Annotated in this window: 21 protein-coding genes; 9 read left to right on the top strand and 12 right to left on the bottom strand. The window is 42.3% G+C overall.

The window, feature by feature from the left end:
- Nucleotides 1-38 precede the first annotated feature (38 nt).
- Nucleotides 39-1,739, bottom strand: coding sequence for an acetolactate synthase AlsS (alsS, locus tag MKY11_RS17410; RefSeq protein WP_274660513.1), 1,701 nt, complete (start codon nucleotides 1,737-1,739; stop codon nucleotides 39-41).
- 150 nt (nucleotides 1,740-1,889) lie between these two features.
- Between alsS and alsR the strand changes: the two genes are divergently transcribed.
- Together alsR and MKY11_RS17400 are read left to right on the top strand one after the other, a co-directional pair.
- On the top strand, nucleotides 1,890-2,777 hold the full coding sequence (gene alsR / locus MKY11_RS17405) for an acetoin biosynthesis transcriptional regulator AlsR (protein WP_024718718.1): 888 nt from the start codon (nucleotides 1,890-1,892) through the stop codon (nucleotides 2,775-2,777).
- Between the two features lie 59 nt (nucleotides 2,778-2,836).
- A complete protein-coding gene (locus MKY11_RS17400) occupies nucleotides 2,837-3,454 on the top strand; it encodes a flavin reductase family protein (protein ID WP_024718717.1) in 618 nt (205 codons plus the stop codon).
- Nucleotides 3,455-3,687: 233 nt separating this feature from the next.
- Here the strand turns inward: MKY11_RS17400 and rbsB are convergent, their stop codons facing one another.
- From rbsB to MKY11_RS17355, 9 genes are all read right to left on the bottom strand, one after another.
- Nucleotides 3,688-4,605: a ribose ABC transporter substrate-binding protein RbsB gene (rbsB, locus tag MKY11_RS17395; protein WP_017368181.1), complete on the bottom strand. Its 918-nt coding sequence runs from the start codon at nucleotides 4,603-4,605 to the stop codon at nucleotides 3,688-3,690.
- 13 nt (nucleotides 4,606-4,618) lie between these two features.
- On the bottom strand, nucleotides 4,619-5,572 hold the full coding sequence (gene rbsC, locus MKY11_RS17390; RefSeq protein ID WP_007497532.1) for a ribose ABC transporter permease RbsC: 954 nt from the start codon (nucleotides 5,570-5,572) through the stop codon (nucleotides 4,619-4,621).
- Between the two features lies 1 nt (nucleotide 5,573).
- Nucleotides 5,574-7,055 carry a sugar ABC transporter ATP-binding protein gene (locus MKY11_RS17385; RefSeq protein ID WP_342501643.1) on the bottom strand — a complete coding sequence of 494 codons (1,482 nt, stop codon included), beginning with the start codon at nucleotides 7,053-7,055 and terminating at the stop codon, nucleotides 5,574-5,576.
- 15 nt (nucleotides 7,056-7,070) lie between these two features.
- A complete protein-coding gene (gene rbsD / locus MKY11_RS17380) occupies nucleotides 7,071-7,463 on the bottom strand; it encodes a D-ribose pyranase (protein WP_017360008.1) in 393 nt (130 codons plus the stop codon).
- Nucleotides 7,460-8,338 carry a ribokinase gene (rbsK, locus tag MKY11_RS17375; protein ID WP_342501642.1) on the bottom strand — a complete coding sequence of 293 codons (879 nt, stop codon included), beginning with the start codon at nucleotides 8,336-8,338 and terminating at the stop codon, nucleotides 7,460-7,462. Before rbsK ends, rbsD begins: the two co-directional genes overlap by 4 nt.
- Complete coding sequence (locus tag MKY11_RS17370) at nucleotides 8,335-9,321, bottom strand: LacI family DNA-binding transcriptional regulator (RefSeq protein ID WP_008343265.1); 987 nt, start codon at nucleotides 9,319-9,321, stop codon at nucleotides 8,335-8,337. Before MKY11_RS17370 ends, rbsK begins: the two co-directional genes overlap by 4 nt.
- 117 nt (nucleotides 9,322-9,438) lie before the next feature.
- Entirely contained in the window at nucleotides 9,439-10,581 is a 1,143-nt protein-coding gene (locus MKY11_RS17365) for a Ger(x)C family spore germination protein (RefSeq protein WP_135009609.1), read from the bottom strand.
- Complete coding sequence (locus tag MKY11_RS17360; RefSeq protein ID WP_056408339.1) at nucleotides 10,571-11,668, bottom strand: endospore germination permease; 1,098 nt, start codon at nucleotides 11,666-11,668, stop codon at nucleotides 10,571-10,573. The genes MKY11_RS17365 and MKY11_RS17360 overlap by 11 nt, the downstream gene beginning before the upstream one ends.
- On the bottom strand, nucleotides 11,658-13,139 hold the full coding sequence (locus MKY11_RS17355) for a spore germination protein (protein WP_058337015.1): 1,482 nt from the start codon (nucleotides 13,137-13,139) through the stop codon (nucleotides 11,658-11,660). Before MKY11_RS17355 ends, MKY11_RS17360 begins: the two co-directional genes overlap by 11 nt.
- A 747-nt stretch (nucleotides 13,140-13,886) precedes the next feature.
- Here MKY11_RS17355 and pgsB point away from each other — a divergent pair.
- The 5 genes from pgsB (at nucleotide 13,887) to MKY11_RS17330 (ending at nucleotide 18,215) form a co-directional block, all read left to right on the top strand.
- On the top strand, nucleotides 13,887-15,068 hold the full coding sequence (gene pgsB, locus MKY11_RS17350; protein ID WP_007497522.1) for a poly-gamma-glutamate synthase PgsB: 1,182 nt from the start codon (nucleotides 13,887-13,889) through the stop codon (nucleotides 15,066-15,068).
- Nucleotides 15,069-15,083: 15 nt separating this feature from the next.
- Nucleotides 15,084-15,533: a poly-gamma-glutamate biosynthesis protein PgsC gene (pgsC, locus tag MKY11_RS17345; RefSeq protein WP_007497520.1), complete on the top strand. Its 450-nt coding sequence runs from the start codon at nucleotides 15,084-15,086 to the stop codon at nucleotides 15,531-15,533.
- An 18-nt stretch (nucleotides 15,534-15,551) separates the two neighbouring features.
- Nucleotides 15,552-16,718, top strand: a complete 1,167-nt coding sequence (locus tag MKY11_RS17340) for a CapA family protein (protein ID WP_024718710.1) — start codon at nucleotides 15,552-15,554, stop codon at nucleotides 16,716-16,718.
- Nucleotides 16,715-16,885: a hypothetical protein gene (locus tag MKY11_RS17335; RefSeq protein ID WP_008343253.1), complete on the top strand. Its 171-nt coding sequence runs from the start codon at nucleotides 16,715-16,717 to the stop codon at nucleotides 16,883-16,885. Before MKY11_RS17340 ends, MKY11_RS17335 begins: the two co-directional genes overlap by 4 nt.
- Before the next feature lie 106 nt (nucleotides 16,886-16,991).
- Nucleotides 16,992-18,215 carry a C40 family peptidase gene (locus MKY11_RS17330; RefSeq protein ID WP_342501641.1) on the top strand — a complete coding sequence of 408 codons (1,224 nt, stop codon included), beginning with the start codon at nucleotides 16,992-16,994 and terminating at the stop codon, nucleotides 18,213-18,215.
- A gap of 55 nt (nucleotides 18,216-18,270) precedes the next feature.
- On the opposite strand, the gene MKY11_RS17325 is transcribed toward MKY11_RS17330, so the two are convergent.
- Both MKY11_RS17325 and MKY11_RS17320 read right to left on the bottom strand, forming a co-directional pair.
- Complete coding sequence (locus tag MKY11_RS17325; RefSeq protein ID WP_342501640.1) at nucleotides 18,271-19,152, bottom strand: Cof-type HAD-IIB family hydrolase; 882 nt, start codon at nucleotides 19,150-19,152, stop codon at nucleotides 18,271-18,273.
- A gap of 348 nt (nucleotides 19,153-19,500) precedes the next feature.
- Nucleotides 19,501-20,466 (bottom strand): LCP family protein, encoded by a 966-nt coding sequence (locus tag MKY11_RS17320; protein ID WP_058337013.1) that lies wholly within the window; start codon nucleotides 20,464-20,466, stop codon nucleotides 19,501-19,503.
- A gap of 270 nt (nucleotides 20,467-20,736) precedes the next feature.
- Between MKY11_RS17320 and MKY11_RS17315 the strand changes: the two genes are divergently transcribed.
- Together MKY11_RS17315 and MKY11_RS17310 are read left to right on the top strand one after the other, a co-directional pair.
- Nucleotides 20,737-22,101 (top strand): sugar porter family MFS transporter, encoded by a 1,365-nt coding sequence (locus MKY11_RS17315; RefSeq protein WP_089374136.1) that lies wholly within the window; start codon nucleotides 20,737-20,739, stop codon nucleotides 22,099-22,101.
- 294 nt (nucleotides 22,102-22,395) lie between these two features.
- Nucleotides 22,396-23,793 carry a bifunctional glycosyltransferase family 2 protein/class I SAM-dependent methyltransferase gene (locus MKY11_RS17310; protein WP_342501639.1) on the top strand — a complete coding sequence of 466 codons (1,398 nt, stop codon included), beginning with the start codon at nucleotides 22,396-22,398 and terminating at the stop codon, nucleotides 23,791-23,793.
- Nucleotides 23,794-23,829: the final 36 nt, after the last annotated feature.

Raw genomic sequence — 23,829 nt, 5'->3', positions numbered from 1 at the left:
CATGTCCGCTCACTCCTTTAAAGTAATGTATCGAAGTCTTATCTGACGTTCGTTGTGTGTTTTTCACGAAAGACTTCTGGCCATTTTTGACTGGCGAGGTCTGGGTTGTCTTGATAGTCTATCGGAATATCAATAATAACGGGTCCTTCTATGTTTATACCCTTTTGAAGGACAGTTGAAAGCTCTTCAGGTGAGTTGACACGTAATCCAGTTGCTCCAAAGCTTTCTGCATATTTCACTAAGTCGATCTGACCGAACTCAACACAAGACGTACGGTCATACTTCATTTCCTGCTGGAATGCCACCATATCGTATGTGCTGTCGTTCCAAACGAGATGAACGAGATTTGTTTTCATGCGCACGGCTGTTTCTAATTCCATGGCGGAGAAGAGAAAACCGCCATCACCTGAGACTGAAATGATCTTTTCATCTGGATTCAATATGGAGGCTGCAATCGCCCATGGTAATGCCACGCCAAGTGTTTGCATTCCGTTACTTACTAGGAACGTGTTCGGTTCATAAACACGGAAGTGGCGAGACATCCAAATGGCGTGCGATCCGATATCACATGTCACTTTCGTGTCATCTGGGATGATACGTCTCAACGTATGAATGACATCCAGCGGGTGTGATAAATGACTTTCTCTTTCTGGTGTTTTTTCGATATCAATTAACAGCTCTTGTAATTCTGTGACGAGATCTACGTTCTTTTTGCATAATGAAAGTGGAACGCTGTCGTGGGCTAGATGTTGCACCGTTTCAGATATATTGCCCACAAGCTCAAGCGTCGGTTCATAGAAATGGTCAATATCTGCCTGCATGTCATCCACATGGATGATTTGACGCTGCTGCGGTTTCAAATTCCAATGCTTCGGATCGTATTCGATTGGATCAAAGCCAATAGTTAAAATCACATCCGCTTTCTCAATGAGAAGGTCGCCTGGCTGATTACGGAATAAGCCGATTCTGCCCACATATTGAGCCTCAAGCTCTCTTGAGAGAACGCCGGCTCCTTGGTACGTTTCAACAAATGGGATACCAAGTGTTTTTAATAATGTTCTTGTCGCATTTGCCGCAGCTGGACGGCTAGCTTTCATTCCCACAATTGCAACAGGTAAGTGCGCATTTTGAATTTTGGCGATGGCCGAACTGATGAGAGCATCCGGTGCAGAACCTAGTTCTGGAGAAGGGTGAGCAGACACTGGTGTTTGTGTGGTGTGTTCGGTCACGACATCTTGTGGAAAGCTGATAAATGCTGCCCCAGCTTGACCTCTTTGTGCCGCGCGAAAAGCATTTGTTAAGGCTTCTGGTATATTGTTTACGTCTTGTACTTCAACGCTATATTTTGTCACTGGTTTGAATAATGCCGCATTGTCGAGTGATTGATGTGTTCGTTTGAGCCGATCCGCACGGATGACGTTTCCAGCGATTGCAACAACAGGGTCACCTTCTGTATTGGCTGTTAATAGACCTGTCGCTAAATTGGATGCGCCAGGACCTGATGTAACGAGACAAACGCCTGGTTTGCCAGTTAAACGACCGACAGCTGCTGCCATGAATGCCGCATTTTGTTCGTGTCTGCATAGCACAAGCTCTGGACCTCTGTCTTTTAATACATCAAATACTGCATCAATTTTTGCACCTGGAATCGCAAAAACATGGGTCACACCTTGGGCAATGAGCGTATCGACAATCAACTCTGCTCCTCGTTTTGTTAGGGGTTGTGTTTGAGAATTCATTTACCCCGCACTCCTTTCGGCAAGTAAAATTTTTTATGAAAATATATTTTCATGATATGATTTACTATACATTTCACAAAATAAATTTTCCAATATATGTTTAACGTAGTTTTAATATGTTTCACGAATAAGTGTTTGAGGAGTGAAAGGATGGAACTGAGACATTTGCAGTATTTTGTCACAGTCGCGGAGGAGCTGCATTTCGGCAGAGCGGCCGCACGATTGAACATGACACAGCCTCCACTTAGTCAGCAAATTAAGCAGTTTGAGGAAGAATTGGGATTTCCTTTGTTTCACCGGTCTAAAAGGGTGGTGGAGTTAACAGCTGCTGGAAAGGTTTTTTTACATGAGGTCCGGGGGGTGCTGCATCAGCTTGATAAAGCCGTTGATCATGCTCGGCATACGGCAAGAGGGGAGCTTGGGAAGATTATCATCGGATTCGTTGGTACAGCGACATATGATATTTTGCCGCCAGTTGTCCGTGAATTCAGAGAGCGGTACCCTTCTGTCAGTATTGAGCTGCAACAGCTCTCTGTCCCGCAGCAGCTTGAGGCGCTTTTGAATGGTGAGATTGATATTGGTTTTTTGCATCCTACATCACCGCAAGAAGAATTGGTCAGTCGTTTAATGAAGCAAAGTGAATGTATTTTTGCGATTCCGAAAAACCATCCGCTGGCGGAAAAAGAAGCGGTCACGATTGAAGATATTCGTGATGAGCCGATTATTTCTTTATCAAAGGAATCATGGCCGTCCCTTTATCAGCATTTTGTCCTACTTTGTGAAAAGTACGGATTTTCACCCAATATCGTGCAGGAAGCAGCAGAATATCAAATGGTCATTGGGCTTGTCACAGCGGGAATCGGAATTGCTATCATTCCAACATCGGCCCGGCGTTTATTTAATTTAGATGTGGTGTATCGGTCAATTGAAGGTGAGCAGCTACTCGCGGAATGGACCATTTCTTATAGACGAGAAAATCATAATCCGGCATTGTTTCATCTTGTCCATCATATTCTCCATCGCGGTGAGCCGGAATAAGGGAAGAGAGAACGGGGTATGGTATGATGTCGTTACATACAAGAGGAGGCATGTCTGAAGTGATTACATTACAAATGGATCAGTTGTCACGAAAAGAAGCATATAAAGTATTATCTGGTTCCGTCGTTCCAAGACCCATTGCATTTATTACAAGCCTTTCTAAAGAAGAAGTCGTCAATGCTGCACCATTTAGTTTCTTTAATGTCATCAGCGGCCATCCTCCGCTGATCGCTGTTTCTATTGGACGTCGTCAAGGAGAGATGAAAGATACAGCAAAACATATCATCGACAGGGAAGAATTTGTTGTCCATGTGAGTGATGAAGCGATGATTGAAGATATTAATGAAACAGCTGCTACTTTGCCAGAGGAAGAGAGTGAGCTGACTCGTACCGGTCTTCATCAAGTGAAGAGCAGCGTGGTGTCAGTGCCAGGAATCAAGGAAGCACGCATTCGCTTTGAATGTCAGCTGGAAAAACATCTGACCTTTCAAAATGATGAAGGGGAGATCACAGTCGATCATATCATTGGCCGGGTGGTGTGTGCGCATTTAGATGAATCCGTCTATGATGCGGAAAAAGGATATATTTTTACGAATGAATTAAAGCCAGTCGCGCGCCTAGCAGGTAATGATTATGCCCATTTAGGCACGCCATTTGTACTGAAGAGGCCGGAATAACATCTAAAACCCCCGAGGCTATCGGGGGTCCAGCGTGTAGACAAACTCTCGCATTCTTTGTCAGTCCTGCGCTTCGGTGCTCACGAATGTCAATTCGCTCTGCTCCGGTGCTCGTCCTTCCTAGACTGCAAAGGTTTTCTATCACGCTGAAAAGAAGACAAAGGGCTAAAATAAAGTTCATTTCAGCCTTTGTCTATAATCTAAAACCCCCGAGGCTATCGGGGGTTTAGTGTTTATTTCTTTTGTTCTAGTTTCAATGGCGCGGCGATATTTTTTTCTACCTTTTTGCCTTTTAATACATCGTCAGCAGCGCCGACTGCCAGTTGACCGATCAGCTCTGGCTGCTGCGCGACTGTTGCAGATAGTTTTCCTGCTTTGATCGAGTTGAGTGCATCTTCATTACCGTCGAAACCGACGACAAGAATGTCTTTTCCAGAGCTTTGGATGGCCTCTAGTGCGCCAAGTGCCATTTCATCATTGTGGGCAAAAACGGCTTTGATGTCAGGGTTTCCTTGAAGAAGGTTTTCCATCACGTTGAGCCCTTTTGTCCGGTCGAAGTCAGCGGCTTGTTTTGCTGTGACATCTAACTTTTTGTCTGCAATTTGATGAAAACCTTTTCCTCGTTCGCGTGTCGCAGAAGCACCTGGTACACCTTCTAGTTCAGCCACTTTTGCTCCTTTACCGACTTTGTCGATAATAAAGTTAGCTGCCATTTCGCCGCCTTTGATGTTATCAGAAGCAACGAGCGCTTCAACCTTTCCGCTTTCTGCCGAGCGGTCTAATGTGATGACCGGTATGTCTGAAGCATTCGCAGATTCGACAGCCGTTGATATGGCAGAGGAATCGGCTGGGTTAATGAGTAATGCATCGACCCCTTGTTGAATTAAATCTTCTACATCACTTGTTTGTTTGGCTGAATCATTTTGTGCATCGGCAATGACAACTTCAATGCCAAGCTTTTTCGCTTCTTTTGTCACACCGTTTTTAAGAGAAACGAAGAATGGGTTATTTAAAGTCGAGATCGACAGTCCGATTTTAATGTCTTTTTTCTTGCCATCCTTTGTTGATTTGGCCCACTCTGGCGGTTCAAGCGAGCAGGCAGAAAGCATGAATAATGAGAGAGTCACGATCAGGATTACATATTTTTTCATAGCAGCTGCCTCCTTAAGCAGATTTCTTTCTGTCGAGTAGGACTGCAATCAAGATGACAATCCCTTTCACAACAGACTGATAGAATGATGAAACACCAAGTAAGTTCATACCATTGTTCAAGACCCCGATAATGAGTACCCCGATGAGTGTGCCGACAATTCGCCCTCTTCCGCCGGACAGGCTTGTCCCGCCAAGTACAACGGCAGCAATTGCATCAAGTTCATACGACGTACCAGCTGTTGGCTGGGCTGAGTTGAGACGAGATGTTAAGATCGCACCTGCTAAAGCAGACATAAAGCCGGCTAATGAGTAAATCATAATTTTGACGCGTGGTACTTTAATACCTGAGATGAGGGCTGCTTTTTCATTTCCGCCAATGGCATACGTTCTTCTGCCAAAAGGTGTTTTATGAAGCAAGACCCACAGAACGATAAAGGTGAGAAGCATGGTGATCGCCGGAACAGGAATGCCTAAGAAATATCCACGGCCAAATAGCTGAAATGCATAGTTAGAGCCGAGCCCTGTAATTGGGTTTCCGTCTGTATAAACAAGCGTCAATCCTCTGAAAATCGTCATCGTCGCAAGTGTTGCGATAAAAGGAGCCATTTTTCCTTTTGTGATTAAAAGACCGTTGATCATTCCAAGGATGGCACCGATGATACATCCAACGATGATGGCAAGAATCGGGTCCAAACCAGATACAATAAAGCCGGCAGTCAGAGCACTAGACAGCGCTAGAATGGCACCGACAGACAAATCAATTCCTCCGGTTAAAATAACAAACGTCATGCCAAAGGCAATGAGGGCGTTAATGGAGATCTGTCTGAGTAAGTTTAAAATGTTTAATGGTTCTAAAAAGGCCGGATTTAAAATAGAAACAATGGCAACAAGGATGATGAGTCCTAAGAATGGCCCAAGCTTTTGCATGATGTTGTCAAATCGTCCATTTGAAGTAAGTGGTTTCATGTTACTTCCCTCCTGTAGCTAGTGTCATAATTCGTTCTTGTGTAGCTTCTGTTTTACTTAATTCTCCGCTGATGGTTCCTTCATGGATAACAAGCACTCGATCGCTCATCCCAAGAACTTCTGGGAGCTCAGAGGAGACCATCAAAATCGCAACGCCTCGATCCGTCAGCTCGTTCATCAGCTGATAAATTTCTCGTTTCGCCCCGACGTCGACACCTCTTGTCGGTTCATCTAAAATCAGCACCTTCGGCTGAATGCCGATCCATTTGGCGATGACGACTTTTTGCTGATTTCCACCGGACAGGCTGCGTGCAGAAATTTCAGATGAAGCGGTTTTGATCGTGAGTCGTTTGATGAGAAGGTCAACAAAGTCCTGCTCGTTTTTCTTATCGATCAGCCCCTTTGGAGAGAAGCTGTCTAAGTTAGGCAAACCGATGTTTTCCCGAATGGATGCATCTAGCATCAGTCCTTCATCTTTACGATCCTCCGTGATAAAACCGATGCCAAGTTTGACTGCATCACTTGGTTTTTTAATGACAGCTTTTTTCCCATGAACCCAAATTTCTCCTTGATCCAGGGGATCGAGTCCAAAGAGCGACCGCATCATTTCCGTCCGGCCAGCGCCCATTAAGCCTGCAACACCGACAATTTCTCCAGCTTTGACGGAAAAACTGACATCTTGAAAGCGGCCTTTCCTCGTTGCTTGCTTCACTTCTAGGACGGTATCACCAGTAGAAGGTGTGCGTTCAGGGTAACGATCGGTTAATTCGCGGCCGACCATTTTTTTGACGACTTCATGGAAATTCGTGTCCGGTATCGCTTTCGTATCGACCGTTTTTCCGTCACGCATGATCGTAATCCGGTCACAGATCGCGAAGATTTCTTCCATCCGGTGAGAAATGTAGACGATAGACACACCTTCTTTTTTGAGTGATTCAATGACCTGAAATAGCTTTTCAATCTCACGATCTGTGAGAGCAGCTGTTGGTTCATCCATAATGATGACCTTTGCATCGGTCATTAACGCTTTCGCAATCTCAATCATCTGCTTTTGGCCGACAGAACAGCTTCCTGCCTCGTGATCGAGCGATAGGTTGACAGACAATCGGTCGAGCTGCGCTTGGGCGAGGGTTTTCATTTTCTTGGTGTCTAGGAGACCAAGTTTTGTATAGATTTCTTTCCCGATAAATAAATTCTCGAGTACCGTCATATCAGGCCATATATTCAGCTCCTGATGAATGAAGGCAATCCCGTTCTGCTCGGCTTCTTTCGGGTTTTTGAAAGCGGTTTCTTTTCCGTCGATTTGAATCGTTCCTTGATCCAGTGAATAGAGTCCTGTCAGCAGGTTCATTAACGTTGATTTTCCTGCCCCGTTTTCACCCATTAGTGCATGGACTTCACCTGTGACGAGGTCAAAGGAGACCCCGGCGAGAACGGTGTTTTTCCCAAAGGCCTTATGGATGTTATGCATTTCAATGTTCATAAGTGGCTCCTCCTTTTAAAAGATGACACCGGCATGAAGAATGCAGTTTGCGTATGGGGTGGCTTCACCCGTTCGAATCACTGCTTTTGCCTGTTTGGTCATGTCTTTAAATGTCTCGTGATCGACTTCATCTAACGGATGTGAGAACGCTTTCTTTAGAAATAAATGATCTCTCTCATTGGCTTCTTTGATTTCACTGGCGATCGTGATGTGTTCAACGGCCATTTCCTCAAGAAGGAGGGAAGTAACCTCCTGAAAGGATGGTGTGCCGATGGATAATGCAAGGTCGATCTTGACCGGGCCTTCTGGAATGGGCAGGCCGCAGTCTGCGATGACAATCGTATCTGTATGACCAAGGTCAGCAAGCACCTTGGCGATATGACTATTTAAAATACCATTTTTCTTCATTTCTTATTCTCCAATTCTTCTCTTGCTGGCATGCCGCCTTGGGCACCAAATTTTGTGACTGAGATAGATGCGGCTAAGTTGGCAAAGGCAAGTGCGTCGTATAGGGATTTTCCTTCTGTTAGTGCTACAGCTAGAGCGCCGTTAAAGGTATCGCCAGCCCCTGTTGTGTCGACGGCTTTCACAGGATAGCCCGGTACCAACACTTCTTTTGATCCGTCAAAGTAACGAACCCCATTTTTTCCTTCTGTAATGAGTAATTTGTTTGGATATTGTCGCAAAGCCTCTGCTATGGTGAGTCCCTCAAACATAAGAGCTGCTTCGTGTTCGTTTGGCGTGATATAGGCAGCTTGATCTAATATTTGCTGAGAGACTTTGCGAGCTGGTGCGGGATTTAAGATGACTGGAATCCCTTTTTCGCTGCAAATGGCGCAGACGGCTTCGACTGTTTCTTCAGGAATTTCCTGCTGGATGAGGACGATTCCGATATTTTCAATAGAAGAAAGCGCATCTTTTACATAATGAGGTGTTACCTCATTGTTTGCTCCTTTGACGACAACAATGCTGTTATCCCCTTCAGCTAAAATGATATGAGCTGTTCCGCTTTCCATTTCGGTAACCGGTTTCATATAGGTGGTGCGAACACCTTGTGCTTGCAAATTGCTCATAATGTCCTGACCATATGCGTCATCCCCAACCCGGCCGATCATATATACATCTGCACCGAGCCTTGCGCTTGCTACTGCTTGATTGGCTCCTTTTCCCCCAGGAACCGTTTTAAATGATTCACCTAGGACGGTTTCTCCTGCATTGGGACGCTTATTCGATGTGACAACTAGATCCATGGAACAACTTCCTACGACAACTATTTGACTCATTGTGAATCCACCTTTCTTGTGGTCTCTCGTTCAATAAAAGAGACGGGCATTTGAATAACTGCTTGATCTATAGGCTGTTTTTGAATGGCTTTAATGATCAGCTTTGCGGCTTCTTTCCCCATATCATAGGCAGGCTGCCGGATCGTTGATAAAGAAGGGAAGAGCAGTTCACTTTGCGGAATATCATCAAATCCAATGATTTGGACGTCTTCTGGAATGGCTTTTCCAATACGAAGCGCTTCGTGTACGACGGCTGCTGCGACGATGTCATTGCTGGCAATGATGCCATCTGTTTCAGGGTACAGCTTGAAAAGAGCCTTGGCGCTTTTTCGGGCTTCCTGAAAAGAAAAAGAAGCGTTAGACATCACATGAAAGTTAGCACCTTCTTCAGTCAGAACATCAAGTGCGCCTTTGAATCTTTGCCGCGCCGTTTGAAGATGAGCGGGCCCTTTTAGCAATGTGATCTGCTGACTGCCGCGTTTGATTAATTCCATTGCAGCCATTTTCCCACCTGCCGTAGCATCTGCAAACACAGAAGGCGCATTTGGAACGGTACGATCTAAGAAGACAACAGGCAGTTCATCATCATTGTACAAATCCGATTCAGGTTCGTTTGTGACAGCGATGACACCGACCACCTGGTTTTGCTTAAAGGTTTGTAAATAGGCCATTTCCTTCTCCCGATCTTCATCACTGTTTCCGAATAATAAGCGAAAACCGTTTGCATGAATCTCATCCTCAACGCCTCTAGCCAGCTGAGGGAAGAAGGGGTTTGTGATATCAGGTAAGATGAGACCAACTAATCTTGATTCTCTTTTAAAAAGGGATCGTGCCACTTCATTGGGGAAGTAGTTTAGCTCCTGCATCGCTTGTGTCACACGGGTTTTCGTATCAATATGGACGTATCCAGTATCATTGAGCACGCGTGAAACAGTTGCAACAGACACTTGAGCAGCTTTTGCAACATCTTTAATTGTAGCCAATGGAGTGCCTCCCTTCTTTGATGTGTAACCGTTTACACAGATAGATTATCACGAAAGCATTGAAAAAACAATCTTAAAAAAATAAAAAAAGAAAAGAAAGAGGACGTCTTCCTTTTCTTAACTAATAATGCCTGTTTGTGTAATGTTCACTTTGATTTTTGGAATGATTTTCACTTTTGGATAATCGGTGACCCAATTCATTTTCATATACTCATCATAATGTCTGACTCTGTATTTTCTGCCGAGGCTTAGCACATCGGAATTCGCATCTTGCAGGGCAGCGATAATTTTTTCTGCTTCTTTTGTCAAAATGACTGATAGCTTTTTGTTGAGCATTTCAATTTTTTTGTCAGTATCAAGGTTATCTTTTGGGTACTCAATGACAGAAGTATTAAATTCAAATTTGAGTGAGTATGTTAAGTTTCGATGATCAGGATTTAGAATCTCGATGTCTCTCTTTACATCAGTGACTTGAATCGTAATGTAATTGTTTTCTTTTGACTTCATGTCGCTTCTCACTTTTTTTGTGAAGTTGGCATACTTGCCCATTTTTCCGTCCATGACGGTGAGTAAGATCGCATCTTGACCGTACAACTCGCCTTTCTTCTTCTCATTATCAAATAGAGCAACCCCTTTTACACTGATTAATTTCTTCGATTGATCAAAATAGATTAAAGGCAGTGTGAAGTCCTCTCCAGTTTGAAGCATTTTAGATCGAATACTTTGAATGTTTTTAGGTGCTACTTGGGAGGAGCGTGATGCGGTTGTGATCAAGTTATTTAAATAGTCACTCACGATGAGTTTTTCCTTCAGCAGCGAGTTAATCACTTCTTCACAGGTCCCCCCTTGAACAACGGCAAGATTTGCGAGGAGGGGACTTTTTGGATCACGATAAAACATATCTAAGTAGGGCAGAAGACGATTTTGGGCAAATTCATCACCGATCAGCATCACCCGCATTTTCGACATGTCTATTTTTTGATCCACTATCCGGCTGAAGTTGGTTCTTGCTTTTCTTAAAGTAGGTGCTTCCGTTGTGAGAAGAGTGGTTAAAAAGCTGCCAGTATTTCCTTGCTCCATACTTTGAGATTGCTGCACTTTTCGATAAGTGATTGAGTATTTCGCATTGTCATCCTCTCCTTGATCAACAGCGGAGGTTAACACAAGAGAGATGTTCTTTAATAAATTTTGATCCCAGCAGCCAGGCATGAATATGAGAGAAACACACATGAGCAACGTCAGTATGTACTTATGACGCATGTGATTTCACCTTCCCTTTGCGATGTTTGATAAAGATGATAATGGCCATAAAGATTGGGAGTGTGTAAATAAATGAATATTGCGCAATGGTGGTAAAGTCATTAAAACGCTGAATTCTAAAATTATCGGTTGCAAGGTAACAGCTAGCCGCATAAATCAAAATGGCAAAATAAAAGACGTATTTTTTGTGGTCTTTTTTCTTGAGAATACTTGCTACGCCATTTGCACAGAAGTAGAGATAGTTACTGAGTGTGGCTAAAATGACAAATACCCAGAAACTAAGAAAAATTAAATCTGTCCGTTCAATCACACCGAACGAAATGGTTTTTAACAGATAAAGAACAGGATTTGGAATGATATTGAGCTCAATCGGGCTGAAGAACATAAAACAAATCACTGTGATAAATAGGTAGTAAAGTGTCGTGCATATATTGGCAATGGTCATGACCTTGTATCGCGCTTTAATGGTGCCTTTCATCAGTGGAGAGATGATCAGAATCATCTCAAATCCATTCATAGATAGTACAACATCCTTCAATCCGAGTGAAACTTGAGAAATGTCCACTTGAAAAAAAGGCATGAGATAGTCGATATTGGTTCCTTTTAATGAATAGAGCATTAAGAGAGACAGCATAAGCAAAAAGGGCGTTAGAATGAAGTTAAACCTGACGATGGCTGTAATCTGCTCCTTTGCAATGTAAATGATGGAGATCATCAGTAATAGATTTATGACCCAATTTGGTGTGAGTGGGAGCACCCAAATACCCAGAATTCTCGTGAAAATAGATAGAACGACAATACAGACTGAGGCGAAATAAATTGTATAAAGAGCCACTAAGATTCGCCCAATCCATTTTCCAAAAACCTCAATTAACGCCTCGAAAAATGATGTCTCAGGATATTTGTGAATGATATATATAAAAATGGTATTGATGATTTGGATAAAAAAACAGGCCAAAATGATAGCCATCCAGCCATCATGCCCCATATCTTTCATGAGCAAATGAGGCAGGGCTAAAATACCGACACCAATTTGAGATTGAATGATAAAAAAGACAGCTTGAGATGGAGATATTTTATTTTTCATCTTGATTTTTCCATCCTCTCAAATTTTCAATTTGCTCTTTCTTTTTTGGGTTTAAGTAAACAGGGCGATTTTTATACATCCACATTGGTAATCGAATCACAGTGTCTTTTAAATCCTGCCAGTTAAATGGAGTTACTGGAGATAAATACGGGACACCTAGTGATTCAAGGCGGCATAAATTCATCAGGACGATCGACAGACCGAATGAAATGCCAATAAACCCAAACATCGATGCCATGAACATGAGCGGAAAACGCAGCATCCTGATGGTAGACGTCATTTCAAACGAAGGAAGAACAAAGGAAGCAACAGCGGTCACGGCGACCACAACGATAAGAACATTGGAAATGAGCCCAGCTTTTACTACCGCATCTCCAATGACCAAACCGCCTACGATCCCAATGGTCTGTCCAATTGGTTTTGGCAGACGCACCCCAGCTTCGCGTATGAGCTCAATCGTAATCTCCATCAGCATTGCTTCTATTAAAGGTGGAAAAGGAATGCCGATAATGGAATTTTTCATCGTAATCGCTAATTCATCCGGGACTACCTCATAATGAAAGCCGATGACTGCAATATAAAAAGAAGGCAAAATCACAGCGATGATACAGGCAATATAACGAAGAATACGAATAAACGTAGCTGGAATCCAGCGGCTATTGTAGTCATCTGGTGATTGAAAGAAGCTAAAGAATGTAATAGGCAGAATGATAGCCATTGGACTGCCATCCATCAGCACAACAATTCTCCCCTCAAGAATGGCGGATCTCACTTTGTCAGGTCGTTCTGTATCAATGAGCTGCGGGAAGATGGAATATGAATCATCCTCAATCGCCTCTACAATAGAACCGGGGCTAAGCAGCGTGTCTACTTTAATAGAAGAAATTCGTTTGTTAACCTCATCTATCTTTTCTTGATTGGCAATATCAGAAATATAAACCGTCGCAACCTTTGTTTCAGATTTTGTACCGACCTTATGATACTGGATTGCAAGTTTTCGATCATTTAAGTGTGAACGCAGCAAGTATAAATTGGTATCTAAACTCTCAACAAACCCATCATGTGCGCCTGCAATAATACTTTCAGAAGAAGGTTCAGAAATGGAACGCAGCGGCGGCTGTCCAACGGCAAATATTTTGATCTGTGAGGATTTTTCATCAAGGAAAGCAATGCTTCCTGCAATAATGCTGTCGACAATCAGCGTCAAGTCTCCTGTTTCGAGTGTACTAAGTGATTTTGTATAATTCTGCTCTCCAGGAGGACCGAGCAAGTTGCCGATAATGAAGTCGTTTAATTTGCTTTCTTCAACTCTTGTTTTAATATAAAACAGCACTGATTTCGTTTCATTCACCATTAATTCCCGGTATTCAAAATCAGCGCTTTGCTGAAATGCTTTTTTCAGAATCCGAATCTTTTCCTCAAACCCGCCTGATAAAAAGTGTAAGCGTGTTTGCTCATTCGTGTTTGGCATCTTTAGCCTCCTCTCACAGATTTTTTAACCATAGTGTAAGCCGAGAAGATGATTTTATGCGTCATCTTTGGGGAAAGCATGACACGCACCGACAACTTTCAACTAAAATCACATTAAAAATGTTAAGAAATGATGAATCTTGATAAAAAGAAATGAATAATGTTTCATTGTTTAGGTCATAAGGAGTGAATATCGTAAAAAGAGGCTATAACAAAATGATTAATCTTTGACATCTTATCCCAATTTTTTGTGACCTGAAAATAAGCAGATGACTTGATTTTTTGAGAGGTGACCTTTGTCATAGGTCAACACATAGCGTTCTGACCAATGAGGATGACTTTCTAACTTGTTCATTTAAAAATATAAAATATTCTAAAACACGCACTATTCATTTAAAGCGCTGATATGACTGATTTCATAGAGATGAGAGGGCTTTAAAACATTGATTCAAAATACATCTTAATAATTGTCGAAAAATTTAGGGAGAAAAGGACAAAAGATTTTTCACTGTTTGATGGTAACGCTTTCTCTTGTTTGAAGCAGAAATTCAGTCGTCATTTTGTCCGTCTTTTGGCCTTTTCATTTGAGCGTGAGATAGGCAAATACGCCTTCTGATTAGAGGAATTTGGCATACGAGGAAGTGAAAGATTATGTTACATAATACCGATTGTGATTTTATGCTGAACCTATATACTGTTGATTGAATTTACATATCACACTCATAAAAAAAGGAGATGTAGATAAGCGATGTGGTTAATCGTTATAGCCTGTGTCATCATGTTAGGGATTGGCTTTATTGAAAAGAAGCGTCATCAGAAAAATATCGATGCCCTGCCGGTACGCGTCAATATTAATGGTATACGCGGAAAGTCTACCGTTACAAGATTGACAACCGGTATCTTAATGGAGGCAGGTTATAAAACTGTCGGCAAAACAACAGGAACGGATGCAAGAATGATTTATTGGGATACGCCAGAAGAAAAACCGATTAAAAGGAAACCGCAAGGACCAAATATCGGAGAGCAGAAAGAAGTTATGAGAGAAACCGTTGAAAGAGGAGCAAATGCCATCGTCAGTGAATGTATGGCGGTGAATCCAGATTACCAAATTATCTTTCAGGAAGAGCTGCTTCAAGCGAATATTGGCGTGATCGTAAACGTTCTTGAAGATCATATGGATGTGATGGGGCCAACTCTTGATGAAATAGCTGAAGCCTTTACAGCGACAATTCCTTACAATGGGCACTTGGTTATTACGGATAGTGAATATACAGATTTCTTTAAAGAGATTGCGAAAAAACGCAATACTGAAGTGATTGTTGCAGATAATTCCAAGATTACCGATGAGTATTTACGGAAATTTGAGTACATGGTGTTCCCGGATAATGCTTCACTTGCACTTGGTGTCGCACAAGCATTGGGAATTGATGAAGATACGGCATTCAGAGGCATGTTAAATGCGCCGCCTGATCCAGGAGCGATGAGAATTCTTCCATTAATGGACGCAAAAACACCTGGACATTTTGTAAATGGATTTGCGGCTAATGACGCAGCATCTACATTGAACATTTGGAAGCGTGTGAAGGAAATTGGATATCCAACAGATGAACCGATTATTATCATGAACTGTCGTGCGGATCGCGTAGATAGAACGATCCAGTTTGCGGAGGATGTACTTCCTTATATTGAAGCAAGTGATCTTGTCTTAATTGGTGAAACGACAGATCCAATTGTGAAGGCATTTGAGGATGGAAAAATTCCGGCTGACCACTTACACAACCTTGAATATCAATCTACAGAACAAATTATGAACATGCTTGAGAAAAAGCTTCATAATCGAGTGGTTTATGGAGTCGGCAATATTCACGGCGCCGCTGAACCTTTAATCGAAAAAATTCAAGAATACAAAATTAAGCAGCTTGTCAGCTAGGAGGAAATATAGAAAATGTTCGGATCAGATCTTTATATCTCGTTAATTTTAGGTGTTCTACTCAGTTTAATCTTTGCAGAAAAAACAGGAATCGTACCAGCTGGGTTGGTTGTTCCAGGTTATCTGGCGCTCGTCTTTAACCAGCCAGTCTTCATTTTAGTTGTTTTATCTGTCAGCTTGCTGACATATGTGATCGTTCGTTTTGGTCTATCGAAATTTATGATTTTGTACGGACGCAGAAAGTTTGCGGCGATGCTGATTACAGGAATTGCCCTAAAGCTCATATTTGATTTCTTCTATCCAGTGGTTCCGTTTGAAATAGCAGAATTCCGTGGAATTGGAATCATCGTGCCTGGATTGATTGCGAATACGATTCAAAAGCAAGGTCTTACGATTACCCTTGGAAGCACATTACTTCTAAGTGGTGCAACATTTGCCATCATGTATGTTTACTATCTATTTTAAGATAAGGTGTGTCCAATGATGAATAAAAAATTGAGCTTTCAGGAAAAGCTGCTGAAAATCACAAAGAACCAAAAGAAAAAGACGAATAAACACGTACTGATTGCTTTACCGATTGTCATTGCTTGTACATTTCTATTTACATTTATCGGGAAAGCACAAGTACCAACTGTAGAAAAGAATCCAGAAAACATCCTGACCGCTTCGTTTGTCGGAGATATTATGTTTGGAAGAAATGTAGAGAAAGTAACAGACCGCTATGGAAAGCAGCACCTGTTCCGCTATGCGAAGCCGTATTTTGATGTATCAGATTATGTAACTGGGAATTTTGAGCATCCAGTGGCTTCAGATAAGGAACAGGCAGCACAAAAGAATATTCATTTGAAAACAGATGAAGATTCTGTACAAGCGTTAAAGGATTTGAATTTCTCTGTACTAAACTTTGCGAATAACCATGCAGCAGACTACGGTGAAAAAGGCTTAAATAACACGATTGATGCCTTTGAAAAAGCTGACATGGATTATACAGGGGCAGGGCGCAACGTCAAAGATGCGAAGCAGAACATTTCATACAAAGAAGTGAATGGCGTTAAAATCGCTACCCTTGGTTTTACAGATGTATATGGAAAAGATTTTAAAGCAACAAATCGCAAGGCAGGTATTCTGCCAGCTGATCCATCTATCTTTATTCCGATGATTTCACAAGCTGCTGAAAAGGCAGATATCGTTGTTGTTCATGCGCACTGGGGACAGGAATATAACAATGAAGTAAACGACAGACAAAGAGAGCTGGCAAGAGCGATGTCAAAGGCTGGTGCTGATATCATTATCGGTGCACACCCGCACGTTCTTGAGCCGATGGAAGTCTATAACGGAACAGCGATTTTCTATAGCTTGGGGAACTTTATTTTTGACCAAGGCTGGTCAAGAACACGTGACTCTGCCATTGTTCAGTATCATCTGAATGAAGATGGAAAAGCGACATTTGAAGTGGTTCCAATGTACATCAAAGAAGCGACACCTGCTCCAGTCAAAGCAGGATCTCTTGAATCAAAATCGATTATCCGTATGCTGACAAATGGCACGAATGCGGATTGGAAAGAAAAAGACGGACATATTTTCTTTGAAGTCGATCATTCTGATAAAGTTCAAACATTAAAAGAAAATGAGGGGAAGGATAAAAAATGAAATTCCTTAAAGCAAGCTGGCCGTTTGTTGCGTTAATTTTAGTCTTTGTCTTTATGTCTGCTTTTAAATTTAGTGACAGCCTCACAGATCATGAGAAACAAAAGATCTCGGTTGAAATGCAGAAAATTGAACAGCAAAAGCAGTCAAAAGCGGAAGCGAGTAAATAAAGAAATGATGATGAAAAGAGCACGCGAGGCGTGCTCTTTTTTGACGGAAAAAGGTGTAAAATGAAAGGGGTCATGTCGAAACTATAAAAGAAAGGAGGAAGAGAGGATGAAATGGAAAGGAATACTGCTTGGAGGATGTGCCATTGTAGGACTCATGTTTATGTCTCAAACAGAGGTGTCTGCTCAAACAACAACTCCTTTAAAACAAGCGGAAACGCTGATAGGTACGCCTTATCATAAAGGAGGAATCGATCCGAAAACGGGCTTTGATGCGTCTGGCTTTATACAATATGTATACAAAACAACAGGTGCATTTGATTTGCCGCGAAAGGTGATCGATCAATACCAAATCGGTGAAAACGTATCATGGGGAAAAGCGAAGCCCGGAGACCTTGTCTATTTTCGCAGTCTTGAAGAAACAAAAGACATCCCGACACATGTTGCTTTGTACGCTGGAAATGATCAAGTGATCCACATCACACTCAGTCAAGGGGTGGTGAAAACAGATGTCAGCAAAAGTAAATATTGGACCGATCGGTTCTATGCGGTCAAACGGCTGCCTGTCTCCCAAGAGATGTCGGATGATCAACTGGTGAAAGATGCGATGAAATATTTAGGAATCCCTTATGTATTCGGGGCATCAGATCCAAAAGTAGGATTCGATTGTTCAGGTTTTTTACAATATTTGTTTGGAAAATCACTTGGGATTTATTTACCAAGAAGTGCTGAGCAGCAATGGATGGTTGGAGAGAAAGTAGCACGAGACGATATTCGGCCTGGAGACTTTGTTTTTTTTAGCAACACGTATAAAAAAGGAATTTCACATGTAGGAATGTACATCGGAGGAGACCGCTTTATTCATGCGAGCCGTTCGGAAAGTGTGACGATTTCTTATTTGTCTGAATCGTATTGGCGTGAGAAATGGACAGGTGCGAAACGATTAACTGAGCTGAAACTAGCGAAAGAAGACCCAGTCGTATCAAAAGCCGCTACGTATATTGGAGAAGTACCTTATGTAAAAGGTGGTGCGAGCCCAAAGCAAGGCTTTGATACAGCAGGATTCACGCAGTATATCTATCAAGAAGTGCTTGGAATTGAGATGCCTCGCTATGCGCCGGGACAAGTTAAAGCAGGTACACCTGTGAAACGATCGGAACTAAAGCCAGGAGATCTTGTCTTTTTTAAAGGGACTTCGTTGATGCCAGCCATTTATGCTGGTTCAAATCAAGTCATTCATGTGACGGTTTCAAATGGCGTTGTCATTACCAATATGAAAACAAGTACGTATTGGAAGGATAAATATGAGACGGCTGTTAGAATCAAAAAATAAAGAAAAGCCCGATCAATGCTCGGATCGGACTTCTCGACTTCTCACTAGGCGCTGATCAGACAAGCGTCTTTTTTTCTTGAAATTGATTCTGCAAAAGCAGATCAATAAAATAGGCGACGCCATCTTCATGGTTGCCTTTTGTGATATAGGTGCTTTGTTCTTTAATGACATCCACCGCATTCCCCATCGCTACCCTGTGTCCTGCTTCATCGAACATGGATAGATCATTAGGGCTGTCACCGATCGCATAAATATCGGATGGGTCTACGCCATAATGGGCTGCAAGTTTTTTGAGGGCATGTCCTTTACCTGACTCTTTTGGCAGTACCTCAATGATATGTTCTCCAGATGAGGTCAAGGAGAGCTCAGGCATCTTAGAAAGAAGATCTCGTGCTTCTTGCAGCTTATTCATATCAAAGGAGAAGCATAGTAGTTTATAAGTTGGTTCATTCGACTCAAAAATTTGACGGATGTCATCGACAGGTTTGATACCAAACTGTTTAAATTGAGTCATCGCCCCTTCCCATAAATCAGCTACATCCTCATGAGGATTGGCGCTTTTGATCATATCAAATTCAGCTTTGAGCTTTTCTTTTCCATCAAATGGGGAAAGGAGGGCATCGTCTGTATAGACCTCGAAATAAATGTTCCGTTCCACTAATTCCTTTGCAGCACGTCTTCCAGCTTCTTGATCAAGGGTGATTCTGCTGAAGAGCTTGTACCCTTCTGTATGGACAGTTCCTCCATTTGCCGCAATAATGGGAATGTCCAAATCCCCAAGAAGCTCTTTTACATCAAAAGTCGCGCGCCCTGTACAAATGGTCACAATATATCCAGCTTCCTTCGCACGAATCAATGCTTGCCGGTTTTGAGCGGATATTTCACTTTTCGTATTTAAGAGTGTACCGTCTAAATCAATCGCAATCATCTTTTTCATTGCTGTTATATCCTCCTTCATTCATGCAATAGCCTCTTCAAAGTATGTACGATTTCCTTCATTCTCATGAAAGAGTCGGATCGTGGATTCCTCTCTTTAAGGCTAAACAAAAATGGTCAATTGATCAAGGATATAAGAAAAAGCGCCCAAAAGGACGCTTTTAGCGTGTAGACAAACCCTCGCATTCTTTGTCAGTCCTGCGCTCCGGTGCTCACGAATGTCAAATTCGCTCTGCTCCGGTGCTCGTCCTTCCTAGACTGCAAAGGTTTTCTATCACGCTGAAAAGAAGAAAAAGGGCAAACACCTTTTTCAACACATAAAAAGCGCCCAAAAGGACGCTTTCTGTTTTTATGATAATTCAAGCTGTTTCTTCAATTCCGTTTTGACTTCGTTCAGTTGGTTTTGATCCAATTGGTAATAATAAACGCCATTTGGCTGGTAATCAGATCCTTTTAGTTGAATCGTATCAACAGATTTCAATGAAGTGAGTAGTGGGAAAAGACCGACTAGTTCTTTCATTGACAGGTTAGTTGAGACGTTATCACCTAGAGTATCTATGATATTGTCATAAGACGGAATAGACGTTACTGATTTTGATTTATCGAAAATGGCTTTTAAAACTTCCATTTGACGCTGTCCACGCAAGAGATCACTGTCTGCTTTTCTTGTTCTCACATAAGCGAGAGCTTGATCACCATCTAGTGTGTGAGTACCCGTTTGCAGCTGAACTTTGCCCTTTGTATCTTTAAGAATCTGTTTCACAACATATTCATCTTTAATGTTAACGGAAACACCATTCAATTCATTCACAATTTCTTTAAATGCTTTGAAATTACTTTCAATCACAAAGTCGACAGGGATATCTAGTAAATTCTCAACTGTACTCACCGTGAGGTCTGCATCACCAAATGCGTGTGCATGTGTGATTTTGTCATAACCATGACCTGGAATATTAACATATGAGTCCCTTGGAATACTTAATAATTTCACGGTTTTATTCGTACGATTTACTGTCGCTAATACCATTGCATCGCTTCGTGCTTGTTTGACGGTTTCGCCTGGTCTGCTGTCAATGCCAAGCAGCAAGACAGAAAAGCTGTCTTTCCCAGGATCAAATGCTTCAATCCGTTTGACAGATTGTGCACCGCGGTCTAGAGAGACTTGTGCTTTTTTGGCAGCCGATGTCACTTTATAGTAGGCATAGCCGGTGACAGAAGCGGTTGTCAGTAAAAGAATACCAAAAATAAAAAGAGTGACTTTCACCCATGGTTTTAAACGCTTTTTGCCTTTGCGTTTACTTCTTGTTTGATCCATATATTTAAACCCTCGCTATGATTTTATAGTAAAGATGTCCTTCTTCCTGCTTACAAACTAAAACAAATATACCTTAAAACGGGATATAGTGCGACATTTTTTTCACTAACGCTTAATTGACGTTTCCTTATCTAAAAAAGTTTCAATGATACGCAAATGAAATATATTTGTCATAAAACATCGAAATGTTTGAAATGACAGGAAGTGAGGAAAATGATTTTTCATAGAGAAACATCCAGTCATTACATAGATAAAAGAGGGGTTATGATCATGAAAAATCGGAATGGGTGGCTTTATTTCTTCGGCGCACTTGGCGGCGCCTTATATGGTTACGATACAGGTGTCATTTCTGGCGCTATTTTATTTATGAAAGAGGATTTAGGTTTAAATGCATTTACAGAGGGACTTGTGGTCAGCTCGATTTTAATTGGGGCGATGCTCGGGTCTTCTCTTTCTGGAAAACTGACAGATCAATTCGGACGGAAAAAAGCGATAATCGCCGCAGCCATTTTATTTATTATCGGCGGATTTGGAACAGCCCTTGCACCGAATACGGAGGTCATGGTCTTATTCCGAATCGTGCTAGGACTTGCTGTCGGATGCTCGACGACGATTGTTCCATTATATTTATCTGAACTTGCGCCAAAGGAATCAAGAGGGGCACTTTCCTCATTAAACCAACTCATGATCACATTTGGTATTCTTCTTGCCTATATTGTGAACTACGTTTTAGCAGATGCAGAGGCATGGCGTCTGATGCTTGGAATTGCCGTTGTTCCTTCTGTTCTCTTGTTATGTGGTATTTTGTTTATGCCAGAAAGTCCTCGCTGGCTGTTTGTCCAAGGACAGGCGGACCGGGCGAAAGAAATATTGTCAAAACTTAGACAAAGTAAGCAAGAAGTTGAAGACGAAATTGCGGATATTCAAAAAGCAGAAAGTGAAGAAAAAGGCGGTCTTAAGGAATTACTCGAGCCATGGGTGCGCCCCGCTTTAATTGCTGGTGTCGGCTTAGCCTTTTTACAGCAGTTTATTGGGACAAATACGATCATTTATTATGCACCAAAAACATTCACAAGTGTCGGCTTTGGCGATTCAGCAGCCATTTTAGGAACTGTAGGAATTGGTGCAGTCAATGTTGTCATGACGTTTGTTGCGATTAAAATCATTGATCGTGTCGGGCGGAAAGCGTTACTCCTATTTGGAAATGTAGGGATGGTTCTTAGTTTGATTGTTCTAGCAGTGGTCAATCGTTTTTTCGAGGGATCAACAGCTGCAGGGTGGACGACGATTATATGTTTAGGACTTTTCATCGTCATTTTTGCTGTCAGCTGGGGCCCGGTCGTATGGGTGATGCTGCCGGAGCTGTTCCCAGTACATGTCCGGGGAATTGGTACGGGGGTATCGACCTTCCTACTGCATACAGGGAATTTGATCATCTCGCTCACATTCCCAACCTTGTTAAGTGCAATTGGCATCAGTAACCTTTTCCTTATTTATGCAGCCATCGGCATAGGTGCCTTCTTATTTGTGAAATATTTGGTCACAGAAACGAAAGGGAAAAGTCTTGAAGAGATTGAAGAAGATTTAAAAAAGAGAAACCGTGCCGTCGTGAATGACGAAGGGGAAACGGTATGAAAAAAGACCAGCTGCATGAGGCAGCTGGTCTCAGCGTGTAGACAAACCCTCGCATTCGCCCGCAGTCCTGCGTGCTGGTGCTCACGAATGTCAAATTCGCTCCGCGCCAGTACTCGTCCTTCCTAGGGCTGCAAAGGTTTTCTATCACGCTGAAAAGAAGACAAAGGGCTAAAATCAAGTTCATTTTAGCCCTTTGTTAAACAAACGTTTAATCAAGAAAGGACAATCACTCATCTTCTGAACGTGCTGCCTATGACATACATATGGAACAGGCGGGCGAAAGGTGGAAATGAGATGAAAGGAAAAACGAGCATTGTGATGCTGACGTACAATGAACTGCACCTAACGAAAAAATGTATCGACAGTATCAAGAAGCATACTCGGCGTGATGAATATGAACTCATTATCGTGGATAATGCTTCATCAGACGGAACAAAGGAATATGTGAGACAACTAGAAGATGTCGTGTTGATTGACAACGAGAAGAATCAAGGCTTTGCCAAGGGCTGTAACCAAGGGGCGAAAAAAGCAACAGGAGATAGTCTTCTTTTTTTAAATAACGACACGATTGTGACCGAAAACTGGCTTTTGCCTTTAAGAGAAGCCCTTTTTGCATCAGATCGTATTGGCATGGTAGGCCCTGTCTCCAATTATGTGAGTGGTCCTCAGCTCGTTCAGCCATCTTACACAGATGTGAAGGAGCTTCCTGCCTTTGCGAAGGCATATACGGCTTCGAAAAAAGGTCAAAGAACATATGTGCATAGACTTGTTGGTTTTTGTCTGCTGGTCAAAAGAGAGCTGATCGAGGATGTAGGGTTATTTGATGAGCGATTTGTATATGGATCATTTGAGGATGATGACCTTTGTCTGCGCTCATTGCTGAAGGGGTATCAGCTGCAAATCGTCCATGATTCTTTTGTGCATCATCACGGTCATGCTACCTTCAATGCCAATGAAGAAACGAACATCTCTACGTTGTTTGCGGAGAACAGGCTTCGTTTTTTAGATAAATGGGGCATTGATTTAAACCTGATAACGCCCCATCCATATTTTGCAGCACTGCTCCCTGAGGATGCCGGATGTGTGCTGGATGTTGGCTGTGGTGCTGGGGCGACAGGACTTGAACTGATCAACCGGCAGTCCGTTGACATGTACGGAGTAGAGGCGGATGCATTAAAAGCAGAGATGGCAAAGGCGTATTACAAAGAAGTGATTGAGACAAAAGCGGAGGCGTATCCTTGGTCAGAGAAAGAAGCTTTTTTTGATGCTGTGATCTTTTCTGATGTGTTAGAGCATGTGTCAGACCCATGGCAGATGATTGCTCAAGCGCATGCGTCTTTAAAACCAGGTGGCGTGATCATTTGCTGCTTACCTAATATGATGCATGCGGAAGTACTGCTGCCTTTATTGGCAGGTGATTTTACGTATCAAGATGTGGGGATTTTAGATCGAACACATATGAGATTTTTCACACCAAACACAATGCGGGCGCTCTTTCCAGACCATTTATTTCATCGCGTGATTGAACAGCCGATCAATGTGCCAATTGATCAAAACGTTCAATTGTTTTTTGACGAAGTGGCGAGAGTAGGAGAGTCACTTGGCTTTCAAACAAAAGCATTATCTGATCAAATGACGCTCTATCAGCTTTTGATCGTTGCACGTAAAAAAGGCGGTTCCCCCTCCGGGTAATCCGCCTCAGCGTGTAGGCAAACCCTCGCATTCTTT

Origin of the sequence: Bacillus sp. FSL W7-1085 (assembly GCF_038595035.1) — a bacterium.
GTDB classification, from domain to species: domain Bacteria; phylum Bacillota; class Bacilli; order Bacillales; family Bacillaceae; genus Bacillus; species Bacillus altitudinis.
The sequence above is the reverse complement of the archived record's forward strand: the minus strand, read 5'-3'. Positions and strand labels throughout refer to the sequence as shown.

Coding starts and splice junctions, on each gene's coding strand:
- alsS (WP_274660513.1), bottom strand. CDS start 1,739: ATGAATTCTCAAACACAACCCCTAACAAAACGAGGAGCAGAGTTGATT.
- alsR (WP_024718718.1), top strand. CDS start 1,890: ATGGAACTGAGACATTTGCAGTATTTTGTCACAGTCGCGGAGGAGCTG.
- rbsB (WP_017368181.1), bottom strand. CDS start 4,605: ATGAAAAAATATGTAATCCTGATCGTGACTCTCTCATTATTCATGCTT.
- rbsC (WP_007497532.1), bottom strand. CDS start 5,572: ATGAAACCACTTACTTCAAATGGACGATTTGACAACATCATGCAAAAG.
- MKY11_RS17385 (WP_342501643.1), bottom strand. CDS start 7,055: ATGAACATTGAAATGCATAACATCCATAAGGCCTTTGGGAAAAACACC.
- rbsD (WP_017360008.1), bottom strand. CDS start 7,463: ATGAAGAAAAATGGTATTTTAAATAGTCATATCGCCAAGGTGCTTGCT.
- rbsK (WP_342501642.1), bottom strand. CDS start 8,338: ATGAGTCAAATAGTTGTCGTAGGAAGTTGTTCCATGGATCTAGTTGTC.
- MKY11_RS17365 (WP_135009609.1), bottom strand. CDS start 10,581: ATGCGTCATAAGTACATACTGACGTTGCTCATGTGTGTTTCTCTCATA.
- MKY11_RS17360 (WP_056408339.1), bottom strand. CDS start 11,668: ATGAAAAATAAAATATCTCCATCTCAAGCTGTCTTTTTTATCATTCAA.
- MKY11_RS17355 (WP_058337015.1), bottom strand. CDS start 13,139: ATGCCAAACACGAATGAGCAAACACGCTTACACTTTTTATCAGGCGGG.
- pgsB (WP_007497522.1), top strand. CDS start 13,887: ATGTGGTTAATCGTTATAGCCTGTGTCATCATGTTAGGGATTGGCTTT.
- pgsC (WP_007497520.1), top strand. CDS start 15,084: ATGTTCGGATCAGATCTTTATATCTCGTTAATTTTAGGTGTTCTACTC.
- MKY11_RS17340 (WP_024718710.1), top strand. CDS start 15,552: ATGAATAAAAAATTGAGCTTTCAGGAAAAGCTGCTGAAAATCACAAAG.
- MKY11_RS17335 (WP_008343253.1), top strand. CDS start 16,715: ATGAAATTCCTTAAAGCAAGCTGGCCGTTTGTTGCGTTAATTTTAGTC.
- MKY11_RS17330 (WP_342501641.1), top strand. CDS start 16,992: ATGAAATGGAAAGGAATACTGCTTGGAGGATGTGCCATTGTAGGACTC.
- MKY11_RS17325 (WP_342501640.1), bottom strand. CDS start 19,152: ATGAAAAAGATGATTGCGATTGATTTAGACGGTACACTCTTAAATACG.
- MKY11_RS17320 (WP_058337013.1), bottom strand. CDS start 20,466: ATGGATCAAACAAGAAGTAAACGCAAAGGCAAAAAGCGTTTAAAACCA.
- MKY11_RS17315 (WP_089374136.1), top strand. CDS start 20,737: ATGAAAAATCGGAATGGGTGGCTTTATTTCTTCGGCGCACTTGGCGGC.
- MKY11_RS17310 (WP_342501639.1), top strand. CDS start 22,396: ATGAAAGGAAAAACGAGCATTGTGATGCTGACGTACAATGAACTGCAC.